The following is a 22,936-nucleotide window of genomic DNA, read 5'->3' on the forward strand; positions in this document are numbered from 1 at the left end:
CGAGAACCCGGCGCGGAGTGGACATTTGAGTCCATGAGCACCGGAAGTCGAGAAAGCTGCGTCAGTCGGCCGGCCTCATGAATTCTTCTCCGGGATTTCAGGCGCAGACGCGGTTGCGGCCTTGCCTCTTGGCTTCGTAGAGCTGGCGGTCGGCGCGGCGATAGAACTCTTCGGCGGTTTCCTTGCGGTCCCAGATGGCAAGGCCGACGCTGGTGGTGATCTTCAGCCGGACATTGCCCGATAGTATCGACATGTTGGCGATCGCCTTGCGGATGCGCTCGGCGAACCTGGACAGCAGTTCGGCATCCATGTTGGGCGTGACCACCGCGAACTCCTCACCACCCAGGCGCGCCACCACGTCGTGATAACGCGTCATGTCCTTGAGACAATTGGCGACCGCCCGCAACACCTGGTCGCCGACGTCATGGCCGTGGGTATCGTTGACCTGCTTGAAATGGTCGAGATCAAGGATCATCAGCCCGACCGGCTTGTCGATGCGACGGAATTCCTCGAGATATTCCTTCAGTGCATCGTCGAAATAACGCCGGTTCTGCATGCCGGTCAGGCCGTCGGTCAGCGCCGCATGCTCCAGCGTTTCCGAACGGGCGCTGAGCGAAACCGTCATGGCGCGCAGCTTCCCTTCTTCCGTCGCCTGCTTGCGGATCAGCGGGTAGATGAAGAAAATGCCAAAGAACAGGGCAGTCGCCAAAAGGACGCCGGTCCCAAACAACAGCTTGTTGAGATAAGTGGTCTTCTCAATCGCGGCAGGCGTAGTGATCTCCGCCGCGAGCGCCTGCAGAAGCCCATAGGCGTGAAGCGTCACCAGGCCGGCGGCCAGGATCACGAAGATGAAGACGAAAAAGGCTGATTCCGCCTTGTGAAAACGCATCTGCTCCCCGTTGCAAAACCCCAAAGACGTTATGGCATCGACGGCCTTACGGAGGGTTAATTGGGACAACTTCAACGGGAGGTCTTCCCTTAAGTCAACTTTTCAGGTTGCATTCGAAAAGATATCCAAGATCGTGGATTCCACACGATCACCAGGGCGCGATCTCAGCCATTCCGGACCCAACTGATGCCTGAACCAGGTCGCCTGGCGCTTGGCATACTGTCGCGTCGCGATCTTCGCGCGCTCGATCGCTTCGGGAAAACTCAGCTCGCCGGCCATTGCGGCCTGGAGTTCGCGAACGCCGATGGCTTTCATCGCAGGCAAGTCGGGATCGAGGCCAAGATCGGTGATCTGCGTGACCTCGTCGAGGGCGCCCTTCTCCAGCATGCGGTCGAACCGCGCCTCGATCCGCTCCACCAGCTCCGCTCGGTCCGGCTCGATCACAAAGAAGCGCGTGCTGGCTCTGTCGATCAGTGGACGGCCGCGCGCCGCCTGCCATTCCAGGATGGAACGGCCCGATGCGTCGAGCACCTCCAGCGCCCGCACGATGCGCTGGCCGTCGGTCGGCTTCAGCATCATGCCGGCTGCAGAATCCCTGCGCAGCAGGATACGGTGCAGCTTGGCTGCGCCCTGCTCCTGGAGTTCGTAGCGCCAGCGATCACGGATCGACTGCGGAATGTCGGGCATTTCCGAAATGCCCTCCGCAAGCGCCCGGAAATAAAGCCCGGTGCCGCCGACGAAAATCACCGGCCGTTCGAAGAACGTGCCGACCGGACGTTCGACGAACGCGCCGTCGTCGATGAGATTCATCACGTCGCGCAGCCAGGCGCCAGTGGAATAGGCGGTGGAGGGATGGACATGTCCGTAGAGGAAATGCGAGACGCGAGCGAGTTCGGCAGCAGTCGGCCGCGCCGTCAGCACGTCGAGCACCGAATAGACCTGCATCGAATCGGTATTGACGATGACGCCGCCGTTGCGCTCGGCGAGGGCGAGCGCAAGGGCGGACTTGCCGCTGGCGGTCGGCCCGGCTATCAGGATCGCGTTCTTAACGCGGCCCTCGCCCGCCTGCCCGCCGGAATTTTTTATGCCGCTGATCGCCACGCTTGTATCCCATCCCGCCGGTCGCGCATTGTCGCCGGCGCTTGCGAATATGGCGTCGCGGTCGGTCGGCGCAAGCACTGTTCGCTGGCTGGCCGAAGGCATCGCCTGTGAATTCGCCCTGCCCGAGACGGCCGAAGCCGCTGAAACGACCGCCAGCCTGCGCGCCGTGCTTGCACCCGAACCGGTTGACGTGATCGTTCAGCGGCCCGAGGGCAGGCGAAAGAAAATCCTTATCGCCGATATGGATTCGACTGTTATCGACCAGGAGTGCATCGACGAACTCGCCGACGAGATCGGCGTCAAGGATTACGTCGCCGCCATCACGGCGCGATCGATGAATGGCGAGATCGCTTTCGAGCCGGCCTTGCGCGAGCGGGTGGCGCTGCTGAAAGGCCTCGACACTGCCGTGGTCGACCGCATCATCGCCAATCGCCTGACGCTGGCTTCCGGTGGCCGCGCGCTTGTCCAGACCATGCGGGCCAACGGCGCTTGGACTGCACTCGTGTCGGGTGGCTTCAACGTCTTCACCGCACGCATCGGCGCCATGCTCGGCTTTCAGGAGAATCGCGCCAACCGCCTGATCGAGCAGGATGGCCGCTTCACCGGGCTGGTCGCCGAGCCGATCCTGGGGCGTGCCGCCAAGGCCGATGCGCTGCTCGAGATTTCGGCGCGCCTCGGGCTGACGACCGCCGACGCCATTGCTGTCGGCGATGGCGCCAACGACCTCGACATGATCCGCCTTGCCGGCACCGGTGTGGCGCTTCATGCCAAGCATGTCGTGGCGGCGGAGGCAAAATTCCGCATCGACCATGGCGACCTGACCGCGCTTCTCTATCTGCAGGGCTACCGGCGGGAGGAGTTTGTGGAGTGACGCCAATCCGCACCGAGCGCCTGATCCTGCGCAATTGGGAGGATCGCGACCGCGACCTCTTCTACCGCATCAACTCCGACGAGCGCGTCATGGAGTTCTTTCCGTTTCGCCGCGACCGCGCGCAGGCCGACGCCAAGATGGACGAGTTCCGCGCCTGGATTGCCGAGGATGGCTACGGTTTCGCTGCCGCCGAGATAATTGAAACGCGCCAATGCATCGGCTTCGTCGGCCTCCTCGACACCGATCATTTGCCGTTCCTGCCGGCCGGCACCGTCGAGATCGGCTGGCGGCTGGCGCCCGAATTCTGGGGCCATGGCTATGTCACCGAGGCAGCCGAAGCCTGGCTCGCCTATGGCTTCGAAACGCTTGGCCTCGAGGAAATCGTTTCTTTCGCCGTCAGGGATAACAGCCGGTCCACTGCCGTCATGGAACGGCTGGGTATGACCGCCGACCCGACCAGCGATTTCGACCACCCCGGCATTCCGGACAGCCACGCCAGGCTCAAGCGGCATGTGTTCTACAGGCTGACAGCCAAGGATTGGCAGAAAAACCGGCGCTGATCAGTGCCGACCCTGATCAGCGCTTGTCAAACGGAAGCTCGTCGAAGGGCTGCGGCGGTTTTGCGCCGACCCGATCGAGCACTTTCGCGAAATCGTCGCCCGATGCATCACCAGCCCGTCGGCGCAGGAAATCGGCCGCTGTCTCCATGGCTCCAACCTTTGCGACACGGCCGACGCGATCCACTGGTTCAGCGGCACACCATCAGCACGCGCCTCCGGGACTCAGTCCATCCGGATCGTCACAAACCGCAATTCGCCGCTCTTCGACGCCAGCATCAGCAGCGCATTCTTGCGTCCCTGCTCCTTCAACGCAGCAATCCGGTCCATGACATCCTTGGGCGTGGCGACCGATTCCTGCGCGATCTCGGTGATCACCTCGCCGGCCTGGATGCCGCGTTCGGCAGCGGCTGAATCCTTGGCGACTTCAGTGATGACGACGCCGGAGACTTCGGCGGCAATACCGAATTTCGTCCGCGTCTCGTCGTTGAGGTCGCCAACGGTCATGCCGAGCACGGACGCCGTCGAAACGGCAGGCGCCTCGTCGCCGGTGTCCTTGTCGGTATTGCCGTTCTCGCCGCTGGCAAGCTTTTCGCCATCTTCGAGCCGGCCAAGCGTCACCTTCACGGTCTGCTCGACGCCCTTGCGCACGATGACCACGTCGACAGCCTTGCCGACCGTGCTCTCCGCGACGACGCGTGGCAGGTCGCGCATTTCATTGACGTCCCTGCCGTCGAACTTGATGATGACGTCGCCCGCCAGGATGGTGCCGTTGTCGACAGGCCCGCCCTTGATGACGCCGGCGACCAGCGCGCCCTTGGCGGTGGCCATGCCGAGGCTCTCGGCAATGTCGTCCGTCACCGGCTGGATGCGCACACCGAGCCAGCCGCGCCGCGTCTCGCCGAACTGCCGGAGCTGGTCGACCACGCCCAACGCCAGCTGCGAGGGAATGGAAAAGCCGATGCCGATCGAGCCGCCGGACGGCGAAATGATCGCCGTGTTGATGCCGATCACCTCGCCGGCGCTGTTGAACAGCGGCCCGCCGGAATTGCCGCGGTTGATCGCGGCATCGGTCTGGATGAAATCGTCATAGGGGCCGGAATTGATGTCTCGGTTGCGGGCCGAGACGATGCCGACCGTCACGGTGCCGCCGAGGCCGAACGGATTGCCGATCGCCATCACCCAGTCACCGACGCGCATCTTGCTGGAATCGCCGAATTTCACCGCCGTCAGCTTGTGCCCTTTCGGATCGACCTTCAGCACCGCCACGTCGGTCTTGGTGTCGGTACCGACCAGCGTCGCCTTCAGCGTCACGCCGTCGGAGAAATTCACCTCGATGTCGTCGGCATCGGCGATCACGTGGTTATTCGTCACCACGATGCCTTGCTCGGCGTCGACCACGAAGCCTGAGCCCAGCGACTGCACCTTTTGGGAGGGATTGCCCTGTTCGCCGGGACGGTTCTTGAAGAAATCGTCGAAGAAGTCCTGGAAGGGCGAGCCCTCTGGAAGCTGCGGCATCGGCACCGCGCCCGGGCCCTCCGTGCCCTTCACCCTCTGCGAGGTCGATATATTGACCACGGCGCCGAGCAGGCCCTGCGCGAGATCGGCGACCGAAGCCGGGCCGTCGTCGGCGGCCGCGGGCATCACCAGCGACGGGACGGTAGCGGCGCCGATAAGAAGTGCTGCAGCACCCGCGGTCAACGTCCGCCTCGCCGCGCGCAAAAAGCTGTTGGATGTCATCGAGAAGTCTCCCGGTGTCTCTGAGAAGAAAAGCGCTCGCCGAAAACGCTGCGTCGAGCCATGTTGGCAAGAAATACGGCACGTTTGCGGCTATGGCTATCGGCGGAGGATAAATCCTCCGTTATCCCGAAATCATCGTCATCCACCGCGCACCAGCCAGACCAGGCCGACACCAACGGCGATTGCAATCAGTCCGGCGACCCGCAGCGTATTTTCCGGCATCGACAGAACTTCGCCGGCAAGTTTCTTGGCGAGACCGGGAAAGCCGCCATAGACCAGGCCCTCGACACTACAGCGCCGCGCGTCTTTTTGGACGCGCAAAGGACGCTGTAGCACTTTGATTTGGCGCATGATCCTTTCCGAAAATCGATTCCGATTTTCGGGGTCATGCGCGAGAACCAGGCCTATTGCCGCCAGAAAGTCCTGCACCGGCCGTTACTGGCCGGTGCCTGGCTGCGCTGTCGGTGCAGCGGGTGCACGGGGCCCAGCTGCTGGCCCAGGCGCTGCCGGTGCAGCCGGCGCTGCCGGCGTGTCCGCGCCGGCGGGATTGCGGAAGAAGCGGAAGAAGTCCGAATTCGGCGACAGCACCATCGTCGTCCCGGTACTGTTCAGCGCCGTGCCGTAGGCATTCATCGACCGGTAAAAGTCGAAGAAGGCTGGATCGCGCTGGTAGGCGTTCGCGAAGGTGGCGCTGCGTTGAGCTTCACCTTCACCGCGCAGGATTTCAGACTCTCTCCGTGCCTCGGCGACGATCTCCACCACTTCGCGGTCGGCGCGCGCCCTGATGCGCTGCGCCGCCTCGTTGCCGCGCGCCCGCAGCCGCTCGGCTTCGGCCAGACGCTCAGCCTTCATGCGGTCATATGTCTGTTGCGAGACTTCCGCCGTCAAATCGGTCCGGCGAATGCGGACATCCTCGATCTGCAGGCCGAGCGACGTGGCGTCGGGCCTCAGCTGATCGCGCACTTCGCGCATCATCACGGCTCGCTCTTCCGAGAGCGCCGCCTCGAAGTCGCGCAGACCGTAGACACGGCGCAAGGCGGCGTCGAGACGCGTCCTCAAGCGTGCCTCGGCCAGCTCGATCTGGCCGGAAACCGCGGAGCGAAACACGCGCGGATCCGAGATCCGATAGGCGATGAAGGCGTCGACCTCATAAAACTTGCCGCCCGAAACCTGGACGCGGATGTTGTCGAGGTCGAAGCGCAGCACCCTGTTTTCGATCAACTGCACGCTGTCGGCATCGAAGAAGGCGAACGGCGCCTTGAAATAGATGCCCGGCTGGCTCTTGACGTCGACGATCTCGCCGAACCTGAGCACCAGTGCCTGCTGGCGCGCATTGACAACGAAGACCGACGAATAGAGCAGGAACAGGACGACCGCGGCGATGACGGCGATGATGGGAAGACGGTTGGCCATCACTGGTTTCCTCCCAGCACCGGCGCCGGCGCCGGCGCCTTCTGCTGCAATGCCGGCAACGGCAGATAGGGAACGACCCCTGGTCCGCTGCCTTGCTCGATAATGACCTTGCTGGAATCCTTCAGAACCCTCTCCATCGTTTCCAGATAAAGCCGCTGGCGCGTCACATCCGGCGCCTTGGCGTATTCGTCATAGACCGAGATGAAGCGCTGCGCCTCGCCTTCGGCCTCCTGCACGACCCGGTTCTTGTAGCCGGCCGCCTCCTCGCGGATCTGTGCGGCCTCGCCGCGCGCCTGGCCGAGCTTCTGGTTGGAATACTGGTTGGCCTGCTCGACGAACTTGTCCTCGTCCTGTTCGGCGCGCTGCACCTCGTCGAAGGCGTCGGCCACTTCGCGCGGCGGTGCGGCATCCTCGATCGAAATCGCGTTGACGTTCAGGCCGGCCTTGTAGCCGTCCAGCGTCGTCTGGATGATTTCGCGCACGGACGCTGCAATGCCCTCGCGATCATCGCGGAAGATGTCCTGCGCCGGCCGCCGGCCGACCGCTTCACGCATGGCGCTTTCGGCGACCTGGCGCAGCATGCCGTCGGGATCGGACACGTCGAACAGATAGGCCCTCGGATCGGAGACCTGATAGGCCACCGAGAACTGGACGTTGACGATGTTCTGGTCGCCCGAAAGCATCAGCCCTGAACCGTTTCCGGAGGCCGTGCCGCCGCCGATGTTGACGAGTTGTTCGGCAATCACGGCCGTCTCGACCGTCTCGATGGGCCACCAATGGAAATGCAGGCCGGGCTGGGAGAACTCTGCCTTTGGCACGCCGAATCTGAGTTCGACCGCAACCTCGTCGGGCTGCACGGTATAGACCGCCTTGAACGCCCACAGCGCTATAAGCGCTGCCGCGATCAATCCGAACACGGCTGGGCTGGCGCCAGTGCCACCCGGCAAAGCACGCCGCAACCTGTCCTGGCCGCGCCGGATGATGTCTTCGAGATCGGGAGGCGAGCCCTGCGGACCGCTAGGCCCCTTTGGTCCCTGCCCCCAGGGTCCTGGATTGTTGCCGCCGCCCCATGGGCCGCCGCCTCCGCCGCTTTTGTCATTCCAGGGCATAAATGTCCTTTCGCTCCCTCATGCGCCGGCCTGACGACGCAAAATCCGGTGTTGTTCTTCTATAGGGATGCGACGGCGCGCTTTCAACGCGATCGGTCGTCGTCACCGTCCGTTTTGGACCGTCGCGACCCTTTACCGTCTCTCAATGCACGTCGCGGCGTCGCTCGTAAACCGAATAGCGTGTCGCATGACTATCCTTTTCACCGGCCGGAACGTCCTGCGAGCGGCCGATGCGCCACAAATCCGGGTCGATCGGCGGGAAATGCGCGTCGCCGTCGACTGCGGCAAGGACATGGGTGACATGCAAGCGGTCGGCCAGCGGCAGCGCCTGGGCATAGATCTCGCCGCCGCCGATGACGCAGATTTCGTCGGCGCCGGCCATGCAGCGCCCGCGCACCTTCGCCAGGCGGATCGCCTCGTCGAGCGAATGCACGACTTCGACGCCCTCGGCGCGCCAGGCCTTGTCGCGGGTCACCACGATATTGAGCCTGCCCGGCAGAGGCCGGCCGATGCCTTCATAGGTCTTGCGACCCATGATGACAGGTTTGCCCATCGTGTCGGCCTTGAACCGCTTGAGATCGCTGGAAAGCCGCCACGGCAAACCGCCATCGCGCCCGATCACACCGTTTTCGGCGATGGCGACATAGATCGCGACGTCCATCAGCCGCCGCTCCCGCCCGAAGGTACCAGCAGCATTATGTCGATGTCGTGCTCAGGGTAGAAATTCTCTGCCGTCATCTCGAAACGCGTCGGCCCGACTTTCCTGACGTTTTCGCCACAGAACGAGACCAGGTTCTTCGGATCGCCCTTGTCGACGGTCAGCTTGAACTTGCCGATCGAGCCAGTCGCCCAGTTGCCGCCAGTGGTCAGGACATAGGCGATGCGGTTTTCGAAATATCTCGGCGTGCCGTCGGGAGTGCCCTTCGCCGCCTTGCGAATCGCATTCTCGAACGTGCCGTCCATGCAGTAACGGGTCTTGTAGGCGGCGTATTGGCCTTGGAACTGGCCGTCATAGAAGAAGCTGACCGAGGAGGTGCCGCCGACGCTGGGCTTGTAGCGATGGGCGACGCGGACTGCCTTGTTGGCTGGAAAGGTCGAGCGCCACCAATAAGTCGAGCGCAATTGCCAGAACGGCACATAGACGGTTTTCATGCCAAACCCGTCGTCGGCGGTGTCCTCGATGATGAGGCCGCGGTCGACCCAGTCGTCGGCAACCGCTTGCGGCAGCTTCGCCAATGCCGCCCTGGCCGCATCGCCGAACGGGTAGAACGGCACGTTCTGCGACTCGAGATCGGCACTGATGTCGATGCCGAGCGCAAATGCCTTCTGCTCGAGCTGCGGCTTTGCCGCCACGCCGTCTATGGTCACCTCGAAGCCGAGGAAATTATCGCTCTGGCCGTCGGGAATTGCCGGCATCTCGTTCGGATCGCCTTCGATGTCAGGCATCGGAAAGGCGACGATCGCATCGACATCCTTGTCGGTGTTGTTGCGGAAGACATAGTCGACCGTCACCTTTTCCGGCGAGATGTAGAGGTCCTCGCTTTCCATGGCGACCGCGTCGCTGCGCGACAGGATCAGGCCGCCCGTCCCCAATTCGGCGATCGAATCATTGGCGAACACGGGCGTGGCCGAAAGCGCCAGCGCGCCGGTCAGGACATAACGGAACATGGAAGCTCCCTGGGCGAGATGCCGATGACTCTATCGCATCGGCCCGAAAATCGGAATCGATTTTCGGAAAGCACGATGCGACGATTAAAGGTGCTAGAGCGTATTTTGCGCGTCCAAGTGGACGCGCGTCGCTCTAGACGTTTCAATGTGGAGTTTCAAAGCCCTTCCGCGCTTGCGCACATGCCATGCCGACCTGCCGGCCTGTCTGGACAGCGACGCTCCGATCGGGCAGGAGTTCGCCCATGCGCAAGCTTCTCGTCATCGGCATCGGCGCCGGCAATCCCGACCACATGACCGTGCAGGCGGTCGACGGCCTGAACCGCGCCGACGTGCTGTTCATTCCCGACAAGGGCGCCAGAAAGAACGATCTCGCAGAACTGCGCCGCCAGATCTGCGACCGGTTCGTCACCAATCCAGACTCGCGCCGGGTCGAATTCGACGTGCCGGTGCGGGCCGAGCCAACGCCCTCCTATCGCTCGACCGTCGATGACTGGCACGAGGCGATCGCCGCGATCTATGAAAGCCTGATCCGCGACGAGCTTTCGCAAGATGGCTGCGGTGCGTTCCTGATCTGGGGCGATCCCTCGCTCTACGACAGCGCGCTACGCATCCTGGAGCGGGTGCGCATGAGAGGCAATGTCGCGTTCGAGCTCGAGGTGATCCCCGGCATCACTGCCGTCCAGGCGCTCGCCGCCAGCCACAAGATGGCGCTGAACCGCATCGGCGATGCGGTTCAGATCACCACCGGCCGCCGGCTCACCGAGGAAGGCTTGCCCGACAATGCCGGCAGCACTGTCGTCATGCTGGACGGCAAATGCGCCTTCAACACGCTGGACGACAACGACCTCCTTATCCACTGGGGCGCTTATCTCGGCACGCCCGACGAGATCCTCATTTCCGGCCGCCTTGGCGACGTCGGCGACGAGATCGTCAGGACTCGCGACGAGGCGCGTCGGAAAAAAGGCTGGATCATGGACACTTATCTGCTGCGCAAGCCCGGCGAGCCGGAGGAGTAGGCTCCGCCAATACAGGTTCCATCGACCTCACCCGGCATCGATCTCCGCCTGTAAAGCTTCCAAATGCGCCGCTGCCGCGGAAGCCGCTGCCCGTTCGATGGCGCGAAAGCGGCTGACCACCGCAAGCCCCGCCGGAGTCAACTGCGCGCCGCCGCCCTTTTTGCCACCGGTCTGCGCCGCGACCAGCGGCTTGCCGAACACCCGGTTCATGTCTTCGACCAGATCCCAGGCGTGTTTGTAGGACATTTCCATGCCGCGCGCCGCCGCCGAGATCGAGCCGAAGGCGGCGATCTGCTCCAGAAGCTCGATCTTGCCCGGCCCGATGCGCCCTTCTGGATCGAGGTTTATCCGCAAGCTCAGCGACGGCATTTGCTCCTCCGCAGTCCCGCCATCCATCCTAGAAGCTCTCCGGCGCTACCGCTATTCCAAAATGATATAGCGACAATCATCCGCGGGTCATCCATCGGCCTCGAGTGGCAGGCCGGCACTCATATTCGCCGGGTCGAAGCTAACCGTCTTGACCACCGCGTAGACCTCTCGACCAAGCCGGAGTTTCAGCGTCTGTCGCGATTGCTCGGTGATCCGGGCAAGCACGGTTGCGCCATGGCAGTCGATGCCGATCTCGACCGCGGGGCCCTCGCCCGGCGCCATCGTCACGATCGTGCCCTGCAAGATGTTGAGCGCGCTGAGACCCGTCGGCTGTTCGGTGGCGATCATCACATCGCGGGCACGGATGCGAACGCGCATCGGCGCACCGACCGGCACTGCCAGAAGCGGCACGCGGATCTCGCCCGCCACCGAGCCGAGCACGGTCATGCCAAAGACATTGTCGTGGCGCAGCACCGCGGTATCCAGCACCGCGCCGCCCTCGCCGCGCTCCTCCGCCGGCAACAGGTCGAGCCGCTGCATGATCGCCCCGGTCGGGCCGCAAGCAGCGACTTTGCCTTGCGCCAGCACAACGACGTCGCTTGCCAGCCGCGCGACCTCCGAGACCGAATGGCTGACATAGACGATCGGGATTTTCGTCTCGTCGCGCAGCCGCTCGATGTAAGGCAGGATTTCTGCCTTGCGGGCCTCGTCAAGCGAAGCCAGCGGCTCGTCCATCAGCAACAGTTTCGGGCTGGCGAGCAGCGCCCGGCCGATCGCCACGCGCTGTTTTTCGCCGCCGGATAGCTTTGCCGGCCGCCGGTCGAGCAGAGCACCGATGCCGAGCAGGTCGACCACCGCTTTGATGTCCGCATAGCGTTCCGCCGTCGGCGTGAACCAGCGGCCGTAGCGCAGATTGCTGGCCACGCTCATATGCGGAAACAGCCGCGCGTCCTGGAACACCATGCCGATGCGGCGCTTGTGCTTCGGCACGAACCGACCCGCATCCGTATCGACCAGCACGCGGCCGTCGGCCTCGATCCGCCCCTTGTCCGGCCGGATCAGGCCGGCAATCATGTTGATCAGCGTCGTCTTGCCGGAGCCCGAGGGCCCGAACAGCGCGGTCAGCCGCCCGGCGCTCTCGAAGCGGGCGTCGACCTCGAAGTCGCCGAGCCGATGGCTGATGTCGACCACAACCGTCATTCGATATCCATCCGCCTGCCGACGCGCCGCGCCAGCACCTCCGATGCGACAAGTGCTGCCATCGAGATGACGATCGAGATCAGCGTCAGCCTGAGCGCGCCGGCATCGCCGCCCGGCACCTGCGTGAACGTGTAGATCGCCGACGGCAGCGTCTGCGTCTGGTTGGGGATGTTGGAAACGAAAGTGATCGTTGCGCCGAATTCGCCCATCGCCTTGGCGAAAGACAGGATCGCGCCGGTAATCAGGCCGGGCAGGATCAGCGGCAGCGTGATCGTCCCGAATACCCACAACGGATTGGCGCCAAGTGTCCCGGCCGCCGCCTCGATTCTGCGGTCGACCGCCTCGATCGACAACCGGATCGCCCGCACCATCAGGGGAAAGCCCATGACAGCGCAGGCCAATGCGGCACCCGTCCAGCGAAAGGAGAAGACAATGCCGAAATGCTCGGCCAGAAACGCCCCGACCGGGCCGCGCCTGCCGAAGGAGAGCAGCAGCAGATAGCCGATAACCACCGGCGGCAGGATCAACGGCAGATGCACCAGCCCGTTGAGCAGCGTCTTGCCCCAGAATTGGCCACGGGCAAGCACAAGCGCGATCAATATGCCGGGCGGCAGGCTGGCGACCATCGCCACTGTCGCCACCTTGATCGACAGCCGGACCGCGTTCCATTCGTCGGGAGTGAGGTCCAGCAACCAATCCATCTTTTGGCGTGCCTCAGTTGCTCGGCGTGAGGACCGTAAAACCTTGCGCCTTGAAGAGCTCGCCTGCCTTGGCGGATTGCAGGCACTTTAGGAATGCCGACGCATGCTTGTCCTTCGAATCCGCGATCTGGGCAACCGGGTAGACGATCGGCGGGTGCGAATCCTGCGGGAAGGTGCCGATCACTTTGACGCCGGGCTCGGCATGCGCGTCGGTGGCGTAGACGAGGCCGAGCCCTGCCTCACCTGTGGAGACCAGCTTGAGCGCGGCACGCACGTTCTCGGCCTGCGCCAACTTGTCTTCGATCGAGGACCAGACGCCGAGCGATACAAGCGCCGCCTTGCCATATTTGCCGGCCGGCACCGCCTGGAAATCGCCCATGGCAAGCCTGCCGTCACCGATCAGCCCGGCAAGATCAAAACCCTTTTCGATCCTGGTTTCGACCGTCGAATCCTTCGGCGCCACCAGCACGATCTGGTTGCCGAGCAATTTCACCTCGGAACCCGGCTTGGTCAGCTTCTTGTCGGACAGATAGTTCATCCAGTCGCGATCGGCCGAGATGAAGACGTCGGCCGGCGCGCCGCCCTCGATCTGCTTGGCCAATGCGGAGCTTGCCGCATAGGAAATGGTCGCCGCCTCGCCGACATCGGCGGCGCAGGCGGTGTTCACTGCATCCAGTGCGTTCTTCATGCTTGCGGCGGCAAAGACGATCAGCCTGTCATCGGCATGGGCAACCGGCATGGCGGCGATCAATATCGCAAGACCGCCAATGGCGGCCGCCTTCAATCCGAAACCCTTGCGCACCAGCATGAAACTCTCCCGGAGCTTGAAATCCGATCGGCGCGACCCTGTCAGTCGATATATCCGCCTGAATATAACAAGGGAAGGCTTTTTGCCTGACTTAGCCCAATAGCCCGCCGACGGCACTGCATGACACCGCCACCGCTCGCGGGCGGACGACACAGCACCGGCGAGCAATTTGAGACAAAGCAAAAAGCCCGATGTTGCGGCTCACACCGCGATGGGCGCCTTGATCGTCGCATCGGCGAGGTAGTTTTCCAGCCGGAGATCTTCGAAGCGGAAGGCAAAAAGGTCCTTCACCTCCGGATTGATCCATAGCGTCGGCAGCGCCTTGGGCGTGCGCTGCAACTGTTCGCGCGCCTGCTCGAAATGGTTTGCATAAAGATGCGCATCGCCCAGCGTATGGACGAAATCGCCGGGCTTCAGCCCCGTGACCTGCGCCACCATCATGGTGAGCAGCGCATAGGAAGCGATGTTGAACGGCACGCCGAGAAAGATATCGGCGGAACGCTGGTAGAGCTGGCAGGAGAGCCTGCCTTCCGAGACATAGAACTGAAACAGGCAATGACAGGGTGGCAGCGCCATGGCTTCCACTTCGGCCGGGTTCCACGCCGAAACGATCAGCCGTCGGGAATTAGGATTCTTGCGTATCTCCTTCAAGAGATTGGCCATCTGGTCGATGGCGCCGCCATGGCCGTCCGGCCAGGAGCGCCATTGCTTGCCGTAGACCGGGCCGAGGTCGCCATTCTCGTCGGCCCATTCGTCCCAGATCGAGACGCCGTGGTCGTTGAGATATTTGATATTGGTGTCGCCGGCCAGGAACCACAGAAGTTCATGCACGATCGACTTCAGGTGAAGCTTCTTGGTGGTGGTGACCGGAAAGCCGCGCGCGAGGTCGAAGCGCATCTGGTAGCCGAACACCGAGCGCGTTCCGGTGCCGGTGCGGTCACCGCGATCGGCGCCGTTTTCCAGCACGTGCTTCAAGAGGTCGAGATATTGGCGCATCGGCGATTCGGGGGCTCGATTCGGGTTAGGCAATCATAACCGACTGGCTGCCGGCCGAATATGTCAAAACGGCACCAGAGTCGCTTTCTCTTACGGTCGTTTGCGCCGCCCCTCATTGCCCTGCCGGGCAATTCTCCCCGTATAGTGACGGGGAGAAAGAGCTGCCCGCGTCAGCATCCGCAAATTGACATGCGATCCTCAGAGGCTGGCGAGCTTGCCCAGCTCCTTGGCAACCAGGTAATAAAAGGTCACCCGGCTCTTGGTGTTATCGGCCTCCATCGCCTTGCAGGTCTTTTCGATGGCGGCGTCCGCCTTGCTGCCGTCGTCGACGCCGAGCTTTTTGGCAACCCAGCTGGCCTTGACGCGACCGAGTTCGTCGGGATCCGTGCAGGAGACCAGCGAGGAATCACGATTCCTGAGCGCAATGCCCAAATGCTTCACGATCTTGGCGACCGCGTCGGCATCCGCCGCGGCGTCGTACTTCTTCACGTCTGCGAGATAATCGGCCATCAAATTTTCCCCTCGTCGGCGCCACGAGATCCAGTCGATGAGGGTTGTGGCGCGCTGCCGCAAAATGTGCGCTAGTCGGTAACTCCTCACCGCCGCAAAGCTTCGGTTGAGAGCGTTGACAAGTCAAGCCTTTGGCGATGCTGTTTGAGACAGCGGACAAAGCATCATTGAGGCCTTTCATTTTTCACGATCGGTCCCTATATCTGTTTCGTCGGCTCGACCGACTATGGCGATAAACAGGCGATGAAATAAGCCGTTCGGACCCGGGGGCGGTACCCGGCGCCTCCACCAAAAACCGCTCTGCGAAGAGCGGCTTTTGCTGGGGGCGAAATAGGATCGACGAAGGTGTAAAGATCGTACTTTTGCCCGGCATTGTACCACCGTTATCGGGCTGAACTTATAGTTGCCAACGACAACTATGCGGAAGCACGTCTCGCCGCGTAAGCGGTGCGATAGCTTCAAATCAAGCCCTAGTGGTTCGCACTTCTAGGCGGGGTTCGGAGGTACCTGGCAACAGAAACCTCCACTTCTCCTGCTTCGATTCCAACTTTCCCTCCGATCCCCATCTCACCTCGATACTGTGACGGCAGCAGGTTTGCTGGCCGCGCGGCCGCGCCCAGACGCGAAAAAGGCCGGGACTGACCCGGCCTTTTCATTGCTCTCACTGGAAAGCATCTATTCTGCCGGCGCTTCGACAACCTGCCGTCCGCGGCCGAGCGTCACCTTGGCCAGCGTGAACGAGATCACCGCGCAAAGCATGATGCCGGCCACCATAGGCAGCGGCGTGCCGTCGAAGAACACCCCGGCGATGCCCATGGCGACCGCGCCGATGGCGAAGTGCAGGGTGCCCATCAGTGCCGAGGCCGTGCCGGCGATCGCGCCATGCTCCTCCATGGCCAGCACCGAAGTCGCAGGGATCACCAGGCCGAGGAACCCGTAGCCGACGAACAGCAGCGCCGCCATGACGTCGAGCCGATCGAGGCCGGACGCCATCACCGCGAACAGCACCACCATCGTCGTCGCATAGCCGACCACCGCGACCCGCACCACCGGCCTCAGCCCGAACCTTTCGGACAGCGTTCCCGTCAATTGCGACATGCCGATGAAGGCGACCGCGTTGATCGAGAAGAACACGCTGTAGACCGACGGCGACAGCCCGTAGTGTTCTATTAGGATGAAGGAGGAGCTCGACAGATAGACGAAGAAGCTCGCCAGCCCGAAGCCGCCGATGGCCGCCAGGCCAAGGAAGTTGCGGTCGCCGATCAGGAAGCGATAGGCCGACAGCGCGGTGCCGAACGAACTGCCTGCACGCGCCTCGACCGGCCGCGTCTCCTTCAGCGAGGTCGCCAGCAGGATGGTGGCGAGCACCGCCCCACCGGTCACCGTCCAGAACACGGCACGCCAGCCGAAATTCTCGATAATGACGCTGCCGGTCAGCGGCGCCAGGATCGGCGACACCGAAAACACCAGCATCAGGAGCGACATCAGCTTGGCAGCTTCGGTGCCGGTGTGCAGGTCACGCACGATGGCGCGCGGCACCGCCATGCCTGCACTGGCGCCGAGCCCTTGCAGGAAACGGAAGGCGATCAGCCATTCGACCGAGGGCGCCAGCGCCGAGCCGATGCCGCCGACCATGAACAGGGCGAGGCCGCCATAGAGCGGCAGCTTGCGCCCGACCATGTCGGAGATCGGTCCGACGACGATCTGGCCAAAACCCATGGACAGAAAGAAGATCAGCAAGCTCATCTGCACGGCTGCGGTGCTGGCCTGCAGATCTGCGCCGATCGAAGGCAGCGCCGGAAGATACATGTCGATGGCGAACGGACCGATGGCCGACAACAGGCCGAGCACAACCGCGATGCGGAGGAATTGGGGATTCATGATAGCGGGCTTCTTTCAATCTGGTTTGCCGACCGGCGTGTAATCCTGGGACGTCCCATCCCGTGGAATTCCTGCAGGGGGAATTCCTCTAAATCTAAGTCCATAAATTTAGACACTCTTGTCTAATTCGTCAATCACCTCTATATAGTTTTCATGAAGCACGACGTTTCTCCTGACAGCATCCCGCCACGCGGCCATGAGGCAAAGCGCGCCTCGATCATGGACGCTGCCGGCGCGGTGTTCTGCCGCGAAAGCTTCGCCGGCGCCAATATCGACATGATTGCCGCCGAGGCCGGCGTGTCGCGCCAGACGATCTACAATCACCATGGCGACAAGGAGAAACTCTTCGTCGCCATCGTCCGCGATCTCACCGAGCGCTGCAATGCCGGCATCTTCGCCACCATTTCAACCTTTCCCGACCAGCCGAAGGATCTCGAGGCCGATCTGATCGCCTTCGCCGTGCGCATGACCCGCAACTGTATCTGCAGCCGCGACGGAAAGTTCCTGCGCAAGCTGATCCAGACCGAGGGCGAGCGCTATCCCGAGCTGTTTGCCGAATGGCGCGAACTGGGACCGGGCAGGACATGGCCGGCGATCGCCGCCCGTTTCGCCCGCCTCGCCCATGCCGGTTTCCTCGACATCGAGGACCCCGATGTCGCGGCGCGCCAGTTCCAGGCCCTCGCCAATGCCGAATTGCAGACGACCTTCATGCTCGGCGGCACGCCGACCGATGATGAAGTGCTGCAATCCGCGACACATGGCGTACGCACCTTCCTGCGCGCCTTCGCCAAGCGGCAGCCGGCGGCCGATGCGCAAAAGCACAGCGCGCTCGCTGGCGCCTGAGCGATCAAATCTGAGGCATGTCCTCTCGCATCTGTGCTGCCGGCATCTATATCCGGTTTACGCCGCGCTCAAGCTTGATTACAGCTATGCGGACGATTCAACGGAACCCGACAGCGACATGGCCGACGACCACATTCGCTACGACATTCTGGCCCAGGAGGCACTGCGCGGCGTCATGCGCAAGGTCCTGGCCGAAGTCGCGCGCACCGGCCTCCCCGGCAACCATCATTTCTTCATCACTTTCCTGACCGGCGCCCCCGGCGTGCGCGTGTCTTCCCGCTTGCGGGAGCGCTATCCCGAACAGATGACCATCGTCATCCAGTTCCAGTATTGGGACCTGAAGGTGACCGACACCGGCTTCGAGGTCGGGCTGTCGTTCTCCGACGTGCCGGAAAAGCTGGAAATCCCGTTCTCGGCCGTGCGCGGCTTTTACGACCCGTCCGTCAATTTCGAGCTCGAATTCGACGTGAAGACGGAAACCTCGGCAGAAGGGGAATTGACCGGCAAGCCCGCTTCCGAACCGCTGGCCGTCGTCGCCGAGAAAAAGCCCGAGAAGAAGAAGGCCGCTGAGGCCGAAAAGAAGCCGGCCGCAGCCGACGCCGCCGCCAAGGGCGCCGAAGTGGTATCGCTCGACGCCTTCCGCAAGAAGTGATCCGACGGGCCTCGCGACATGGCCGACATCGTCAACCTCCGGCAGGCCCGCAAGCAGAAGGCACGAGCCGAGCAGGAGCGCCTGGCCGAACTGAACCGGGCGCTGCACGGCCGCTCCAAGGCCGACCGGGAGCGTGACCGTTCGATCGCCGACAAGGCAGAAAGATTTGTCGCCGGCCATCGCCGCGAAACCTCGGGCGATGCGGATTGCCCTGAAGTCAGACCGAAAAATGCGGCGGGGTTTTCGGACAAGTCCGATGCCTGAAGTGAAATGAGTCAGGTCCGGTGAGCCCGGTCGAGAAACGCTCGGTGACCATTCGCGGCCATCGCACCAGCTATTCGCTCGAAAAGCCGTTTTTCGACGATCTCGTCGCCATCGCCGCCGCGCGCAAACTGACTCTCGCAGCCCTCGTCGCCGAAATCGACGAGGCCCGGCCGCGCGATGCCAACCTGTCCTCGGCGCTCAGGCTCTACGTCCTGGATTGGGCGAAGCGAGGGATGAAACCGGTCTAGCCCGGATGGTTAGCTAGAGGCTATCCGCCGCCGAGCGACTTCAGCAGATTTTCGATCGACGAGGGTTCAAGCGTGGGTTTTGGCGCGGGTCCTGAAGGCGGCGGGTTGTCATTGGCCGGCGGCTGACGCGCCCGCTCGATTTTCTGCGCCTGCTCGGCGGCGGCCCTGCGCTCGGCGTCGAGCCTTGCCTTTTGTTCCGCAGCGATCCGCCTCGCCTCTTCCGCTTTCCGACGTCGCTGTTCCTCGGCCTTCGCCGCCTCGTCCGCCGCTTTTTGCGCCGCCTTGGCTCTCGCTTCGGCATCCGCCTTAGCCTTGGCCTCGGCTTCAGCCTTGGCTTTAACCTCCTCTTCAGCCTTCGCCTCGGCTTTGGCTTTAGCCTCGGCTTCAGCCCTCGCCTGCGCATCCGCCTTGGCCTTCGCCTCCGCTTCGGCTTTAGCCTTTGCCTCGGCTTCGGCTTTCGCCCTGGCATCCGCCTCGGCTTTCAGCCGCGCCGCCTCCTGCTGCTTGCGCAATTCTTCGGCTGCCCTGTCGCGCTCGGCTTGCAGGGCCGCGTAGTAACGCACCTCGCGCCGCAACCGCTGCTTTTCAAGCAGCGCTGCCTGCATCGCCTCGACCCGCTGCTGCTCCTTTTCCAGCGCGCGCTGGGTCAGGAACTGCGCCAGCGGCTCACTGTCGAACCGCCGCTTCGCGGCGCCGAACGGCCCGTCAACGCTGAAATTCACGGTCGGATCGGAGCCGACCAGCGCTTCGTCGCCCGGCCGATAAGTGATCGAACCAATGGCAGCGACCATGCTGGCCTTCAGGTCCGCCATGATGTCGGCCGACAGCGTCGCCGCCGGATTTTCAAGATTGACCGGCGGCGCCCTCAGCGTGCCACCAGCGATTGTGAAGGCGATGTCGGCATCCCCAGCCGGAAAACTGCCGTCCGCGGCGATCTGCGGCGCGAAGCCGGCGGTCTTGGCCGCGTCGATATCGCGCCCAATGGCGTCGGCCTTGGCGATGAAGGCGCCAAAGGCGGCGGGATTGACGCCGGCAATGGTCAAGCCTTTCAGCGCCGCCGTGCCGGAACCGGACAGCGCCGCAACCATCGCATCGACCGATTTGCCACTGGTCGAGAGCGCCGCCGAGAAATCGCCGGTTCCGCTGATGCCGGTCTCTGGCAGCACGGTGGCCAGATCGGCGCCGGCAAGTTTCAGCTGGCCGGAGAAAAACCCGGTGCCGTCATTGTTCTTCAGCTCGAACAGTCCGGAAAGCGCGCCGCCGGCGAACTTTGCCTTGAGGTCCGAAACGCGGATGCCTTCGTGGTCGAGCTTCAGCGAAAGCGCCGCGTCATAGGTCGTGGCCAACGGGCCGGCGACCAGCGACGCCGTGGTCAACTCGAGTTCGGCGGTGAACGGCAGGATGGGTTTCTGGCTGAACGGGGCGGCCGGCCAAGCCCTGCCGGAGCCCACAAAGGCCTGGTCGCCAAACACTGCCACCGCCATCGGGTCGAGATCCAGCTCATCGAGCGCCAGCGCGCCGGCAAGATGCGGCAGCCCGTCGGCGACGCCGACATTGAGGTCGCCGGAAACCGCAGCCTCGTTGACGGCGCCGCTGAGGCTGGACAGCACCAGACGGCCGTTGCCGAAGTCGGCGTCGGCCGCAAGCCAAGTCGACATGCCTGTCCCCAGGCCCGGCAGCCCGACGCCTGTCGTCATCAGCCACGGCTCGATATCGGCGGCTTCCAGGCCGATCTTGCCCTTGGCGGTGGCGCCTTGCGGCGCGCTGGCGATCGTCCCGTCGAAACCGGCTTTGAAATCGTCGCCGGTCAGGTTGAAGCTCGTCGCCATGCCGCCGCCAAGCGTGCCTTTCGCCGAGACATCAGTGGTCGCCTCGCCAAGCATGCCGAGCGGCAGCGCCGGCAGGCCGTAAAGCGCCAGAAGCGCGGTGGCGTCGGTATTCCTGGCGTTGAAGGTCAACGACACCGTCGCCTCGAGAAGCCGATCGGCCAGTCCTTTGCCGGACAGCGATGCTGAAAACGCCGAGCCGCCTGCCCTGCCTTGCGCGCTGACCGCCAGTCCCGTCGTGCCGTCGCCATTGGCGGCGGCACTTGTCACCAGATCGATGCGCGCATTCTGCAACAGCTCGGGATAGGCGGCGACACGCCTCGCCAGCCCTTTCAGCACGGCATTGTCGGGATAGTGCTTCGCCGCGACATCGACCAACGGCTTGAGATCGACGGCGACCACCGAGGCATCGAGCTTGCCGGTCGGGCTCGCTGGGAAATCCTTGATCCGGCCGGTGGCGCTGATCGAGGCGCCGGCAAGTCCGCCGACCGAGAGCCGGTCGATTTCAAGCAGCCCGTCGCGCAGCCTGAGCGCCGTATCGACCGTATCGGCGGTCAGTCCGCCGGCGCTGACCGGCCCGGCCTTGATCTGGAAATCGAGGTCGCGGTCGGAAAATCGGTTGGCGCCCTTGTCGCTGATGAAGATCGAGGCGAAGGCGGCGAGCCCGTCGACGTCGAGCTCGCCGCCGTCGAGCCGCATCAGCACCGACGGCCTGGCGTCTTCGCCCTGGCTGGAATCGATGCGGCCGGAAAATTTCGCCTTGCCGAGAACGAGTTCGAGGTCGCTGAAGGCCTGGCGGTTCCCGGACAGGTCGACCTTGGCCTTGAAGCCGGCGGCCGGAAGCCGGCGGATCGCCTCGTCGACATCCTTCGACAGCCAGGCGGCGAAGCCGGAAGGCTGCCCCACGGCCAGAAGCAGCGAACCGCTGAAGCCGAACTGATCCTCGAGACTGAGCATGCCGTTTGCTTCCAGCCTGGCACGGCCCGGGAGCGTCGCGCCCAGCGACTTCACCGACCAGCCGGCATCGGCCGGCTCGGCGGAAAGGCGCACGTCACGAACCGTCGTGTCGCCGGCCACCACCGCCGGCAGCTTCACCTCGACGGTGCCCGGTATGGTCGGCTTGGGCAGGGCGAGCAGCGCCTGCTCCAACGCAGCGACGCGCTCGGACAGCGTCAGTCCGGTCGCGGCGCCGACGGCTTCATCGAACTGCACCTGAGCGCCATCGGCCTCGATTGAAAAGCGAGGGTTCGGCCCAAGGTCGACGGCAGCCTTGCCGTCGGCGGTGTAGGGATTGTCGAGTGGCCCGGTCTCGAAGCGGAATTCGTCGACGCCAAGCTTCCGGTGGTCTAGCGAGAACTTGCCGTTCAGTCTGAACCCCGGTTCCGGCTTGCCGGCGCTGGCCTTCTCACCGTCGGTGCCATCAAGCTGCGGCAAACGCTTGTCGGCGCCATTCCTGTCAGAACTTGTGACCTTGAACCGGCCCGAATAGATCGCGGCCCCGTCGACAATGCCGGCATTGCCATCCGCTTCGATGACCAGCGGATAGGCGTCTGGGTCGGCCTTGAGCCTGAGCCGCAATTGTCCGTCGCCACTGGCCTTGCCGGTGGAGACGACGACCGTGCTGCGCAGGCCGTCGAGCCGCAGCGAACCATCCATCCGCCAGGGTCCAGCCAGCGATCTGGCAGAGATTGTCGAATTGATCTCGGAAAGACGATGGCTGCGGCCACCGGCGGCATGGCGCAGCGCGATCTCTCCGTCGGTCACCGTCAGCTTCTCGATCGAGATCTGGCTGGGATCGTAGGGCGAGGACGGGCGTATCGCCCAGTCGACCGTGCCGTCGGCGGCAATGTCGATCGTCGCCTTCGGCCGCACCAGCCGCATGTCGAAGATCAGCACCTCGCCGCTCAGGAAGGGCGCCAGTTCGGCATCCATCGAAAAGGTCTCGACGGTCATTGCCGGCCGGCCGCCGGGGCCGCCGGCGACAGTGACATTCGAGAAGGTCACCGAGGGAAACGGCAGCAATTTCGCCGTTGCATCGCCCTGAACGGTGACCTTGCGGCCCAGAATGGCGCTCGCCTCGCGCTCGAAATCGGCCCGGTAGCCCGTCCAGTCGATAAAATACGGCACCACCAGCGCCGCACACAGCACCAGCACGAAAAAGCCACCGAAGATCACGAACAAACGTGCGAGCATCAACCCCCAAGCAGTCGATTGAAAATCAGCCGCACTCTACCCGCATCAGCGTGTCGATAAAGAGGCAAATCGATCGCCCCA

The 22,936-nt window shown here is 63.5% G+C and carries 24 protein-coding genes and 1 other RNA gene; 8 read left to right on the forward strand and 17 right to left on the reverse strand.

Features of this window, described 5'->3' with window-relative positions; genetic code table 11:
• Positions 1-97: 97 nt before the first annotated feature.
• Both AC0L2Z_RS12770 and miaA read right to left on the reverse strand, forming a co-directional pair.
• A complete protein-coding gene (locus AC0L2Z_RS12770; protein ID WP_027154966.1) occupies positions 98-889 on the reverse strand; it encodes a GGDEF domain-containing protein in 792 nt (263 codons plus the stop codon).
• Between the two features lie 102 nt (positions 890-991).
• A complete protein-coding gene (miaA, locus tag AC0L2Z_RS12775) occupies positions 992-1,984 on the reverse strand; it encodes a tRNA (adenosine(37)-N6)-dimethylallyltransferase MiaA (protein ID WP_473628241.1) in 993 nt (330 codons plus the stop codon).
• Here miaA and serB point away from each other — a divergent pair.
• Both serB and AC0L2Z_RS12785 read left to right on the forward strand, forming a co-directional pair.
• On the forward strand, positions 1,974-2,861 hold the full coding sequence (gene serB, locus AC0L2Z_RS12780; protein WP_473628163.1) for a phosphoserine phosphatase SerB: 888 nt from the start codon (positions 1,974-1,976) through the stop codon (positions 2,859-2,861). The genes miaA and serB overlap by 11 nt on opposite strands.
• A complete protein-coding gene (locus tag AC0L2Z_RS12785; protein WP_473520132.1) occupies positions 2,858-3,421 on the forward strand; it encodes a GNAT family N-acetyltransferase in 564 nt (187 codons plus the stop codon). The genes serB and AC0L2Z_RS12785 overlap by 4 nt, the downstream gene beginning before the upstream one ends.
• A gap of 16 nt (positions 3,422-3,437) precedes the next feature.
• Here the strand turns inward: AC0L2Z_RS12785 and AC0L2Z_RS12790 are convergent, their stop codons facing one another.
• The 7 genes from AC0L2Z_RS12790 to AC0L2Z_RS12820 all read right to left on the reverse strand — a co-directional run bounded on the left by AC0L2Z_RS12790 (position 3,438) and on the right by AC0L2Z_RS12820 (position 9,348).
• Positions 3,438-3,569, reverse strand: coding sequence for a hypothetical protein (locus AC0L2Z_RS12790; protein WP_473628164.1), 132 nt, complete (start codon positions 3,567-3,569; stop codon positions 3,438-3,440).
• A 74-nt stretch (positions 3,570-3,643) separates the two neighbouring features.
• Positions 3,644-5,158 carry a DegQ family serine endoprotease gene (locus tag AC0L2Z_RS12795; RefSeq protein WP_287210773.1) on the reverse strand — a complete coding sequence of 505 codons (1,515 nt, stop codon included), beginning with the start codon at positions 5,156-5,158 and terminating at the stop codon, positions 3,644-3,646.
• Positions 5,159-5,296: 138 nt separating this feature from the next.
• The gene (locus AC0L2Z_RS12800) at positions 5,297-5,509 is read right to left on the reverse strand and encodes a DUF2065 domain-containing protein (RefSeq protein WP_287056277.1); all 213 of its coding nucleotides are present in this window, start codon (positions 5,507-5,509) and stop codon (positions 5,297-5,299) included.
• Between the two features lie 84 nt (positions 5,510-5,593).
• Positions 5,594-6,571 (reverse strand): protease modulator HflC, encoded by a 978-nt coding sequence (hflC, locus tag AC0L2Z_RS12805; RefSeq protein WP_128167091.1) that lies wholly within the window; start codon positions 6,569-6,571, stop codon positions 5,594-5,596.
• The gene (gene hflK / locus AC0L2Z_RS12810; RefSeq protein WP_027154960.1) at positions 6,571-7,680 is read right to left on the reverse strand and encodes an FtsH protease activity modulator HflK; all 1,110 of its coding nucleotides are present in this window, start codon (positions 7,678-7,680) and stop codon (positions 6,571-6,573) included. Before hflK ends, hflC begins: the two co-directional genes overlap by 1 nt.
• Before the next feature lie 142 nt (positions 7,681-7,822).
• Entirely contained in the window at positions 7,823-8,341 is a 519-nt protein-coding gene (locus AC0L2Z_RS12815) for a dihydrofolate reductase (protein WP_023798791.1), read from the reverse strand.
• A complete protein-coding gene (locus tag AC0L2Z_RS12820; protein ID WP_473628165.1) occupies positions 8,341-9,348 on the reverse strand; it encodes a DUF4424 domain-containing protein in 1,008 nt (335 codons plus the stop codon). The genes AC0L2Z_RS12815 and AC0L2Z_RS12820 overlap by 1 nt, the downstream gene beginning before the upstream one ends.
• A gap of 242 nt (positions 9,349-9,590) precedes the next feature.
• Between AC0L2Z_RS12820 and cobF the strand changes: the two genes are divergently transcribed.
• Positions 9,591-10,364 carry a precorrin-6A synthase (deacetylating) gene (cobF, locus tag AC0L2Z_RS12825; protein WP_287228243.1) on the forward strand — a complete coding sequence of 258 codons (774 nt, stop codon included), beginning with the start codon at positions 9,591-9,593 and terminating at the stop codon, positions 10,362-10,364.
• Positions 10,365-10,391: 27 nt separating this feature from the next.
• On the opposite strand, the gene AC0L2Z_RS12830 is transcribed toward cobF, so the two are convergent.
• The 6 genes from AC0L2Z_RS12830 to AC0L2Z_RS12855 all read right to left on the reverse strand — a co-directional run bounded on the left by AC0L2Z_RS12830 (position 10,392) and on the right by AC0L2Z_RS12855 (position 14,948).
• Complete coding sequence (locus tag AC0L2Z_RS12830) at positions 10,392-10,733, reverse strand: winged helix-turn-helix domain-containing protein (RefSeq protein ID WP_023798788.1); 342 nt, start codon at positions 10,731-10,733, stop codon at positions 10,392-10,394.
• Between the two features lie 87 nt (positions 10,734-10,820).
• A complete protein-coding gene (gene modC, locus AC0L2Z_RS12835) occupies positions 10,821-11,933 on the reverse strand; it encodes a molybdenum ABC transporter ATP-binding protein (protein ID WP_473628167.1) in 1,113 nt (370 codons plus the stop codon).
• Complete coding sequence (gene modB, locus AC0L2Z_RS12840) at positions 11,930-12,634, reverse strand: molybdate ABC transporter permease subunit (RefSeq protein WP_027153742.1); 705 nt, start codon at positions 12,632-12,634, stop codon at positions 11,930-11,932. Before modB ends, modC begins: the two co-directional genes overlap by 4 nt.
• A 13-nt stretch (positions 12,635-12,647) precedes the next feature.
• On the reverse strand, positions 12,648-13,442 hold the full coding sequence (gene modA / locus AC0L2Z_RS12845; RefSeq protein ID WP_473628169.1) for a molybdate ABC transporter substrate-binding protein: 795 nt from the start codon (positions 13,440-13,442) through the stop codon (positions 12,648-12,650).
• A gap of 201 nt (positions 13,443-13,643) precedes the next feature.
• Positions 13,644-14,438 (reverse strand): thymidylate synthase, encoded by a 795-nt coding sequence (locus tag AC0L2Z_RS12850; RefSeq protein ID WP_473628171.1) that lies wholly within the window; start codon positions 14,436-14,438, stop codon positions 13,644-13,646.
• Between the two features lie 198 nt (positions 14,439-14,636).
• On the reverse strand, positions 14,637-14,948 hold the full coding sequence (locus AC0L2Z_RS12855; RefSeq protein ID WP_023798783.1) for a DUF2853 family protein: 312 nt from the start codon (positions 14,946-14,948) through the stop codon (positions 14,637-14,639).
• Between the two features lie 171 nt (positions 14,949-15,119).
• Between AC0L2Z_RS12855 and ssrA the strand changes: the two genes are divergently transcribed.
• Positions 15,120-15,476, forward strand: a transfer-messenger RNA (tmRNA) gene (gene ssrA, locus AC0L2Z_RS12860).
• Between the two features lie 147 nt (positions 15,477-15,623).
• Here the strand turns inward: ssrA and AC0L2Z_RS12865 are convergent.
• Positions 15,624-16,829 carry a multidrug effflux MFS transporter gene (locus tag AC0L2Z_RS12865; protein ID WP_473628172.1) on the reverse strand — a complete coding sequence of 402 codons (1,206 nt, stop codon included), beginning with the start codon at positions 16,827-16,829 and terminating at the stop codon, positions 15,624-15,626.
• Between the two features lie 153 nt (positions 16,830-16,982).
• Between AC0L2Z_RS12865 and AC0L2Z_RS12870 the strand changes: the two genes are divergently transcribed.
• From AC0L2Z_RS12870 to AC0L2Z_RS12885, 4 genes are all read left to right on the forward strand, one after another.
• The gene (locus AC0L2Z_RS12870; protein ID WP_091594214.1) at positions 16,983-17,672 is read left to right on the forward strand and encodes a TetR/AcrR family transcriptional regulator; all 690 of its coding nucleotides are present in this window, start codon (positions 16,983-16,985) and stop codon (positions 17,670-17,672) included.
• Between the two features lie 118 nt (positions 17,673-17,790).
• Positions 17,791-18,324, forward strand: coding sequence for an SspB family protein (locus AC0L2Z_RS12875; RefSeq protein ID WP_128174272.1), 534 nt, complete (start codon positions 17,791-17,793; stop codon positions 18,322-18,324).
• Positions 18,325-18,342: 18 nt separating this feature from the next.
• Positions 18,343-18,588, forward strand: coding sequence for a DUF4169 family protein (locus tag AC0L2Z_RS12880; protein ID WP_128174135.1), 246 nt, complete (start codon positions 18,343-18,345; stop codon positions 18,586-18,588).
• A 20-nt stretch (positions 18,589-18,608) separates the two neighbouring features.
• On the forward strand, positions 18,609-18,836 hold the full coding sequence (locus AC0L2Z_RS12885; RefSeq protein WP_023798778.1) for a ribbon-helix-helix domain-containing protein: 228 nt from the start codon (positions 18,609-18,611) through the stop codon (positions 18,834-18,836).
• 20 nt (positions 18,837-18,856) lie between these two features.
• Here AC0L2Z_RS12885 and AC0L2Z_RS12890 read toward each other — a convergent pair whose 3' ends face one another.
• Positions 18,857-22,855 (reverse strand): AsmA family protein, encoded by a 3,999-nt coding sequence (locus AC0L2Z_RS12890; RefSeq protein ID WP_473628174.1) that lies wholly within the window; start codon positions 22,853-22,855, stop codon positions 18,857-18,859.
• Positions 22,856-22,936: the final 81 nt, after the last annotated feature.

The sequence above is a fragment of the Mesorhizobium sp. WSM4850 genome, from assembly GCF_055811735.1.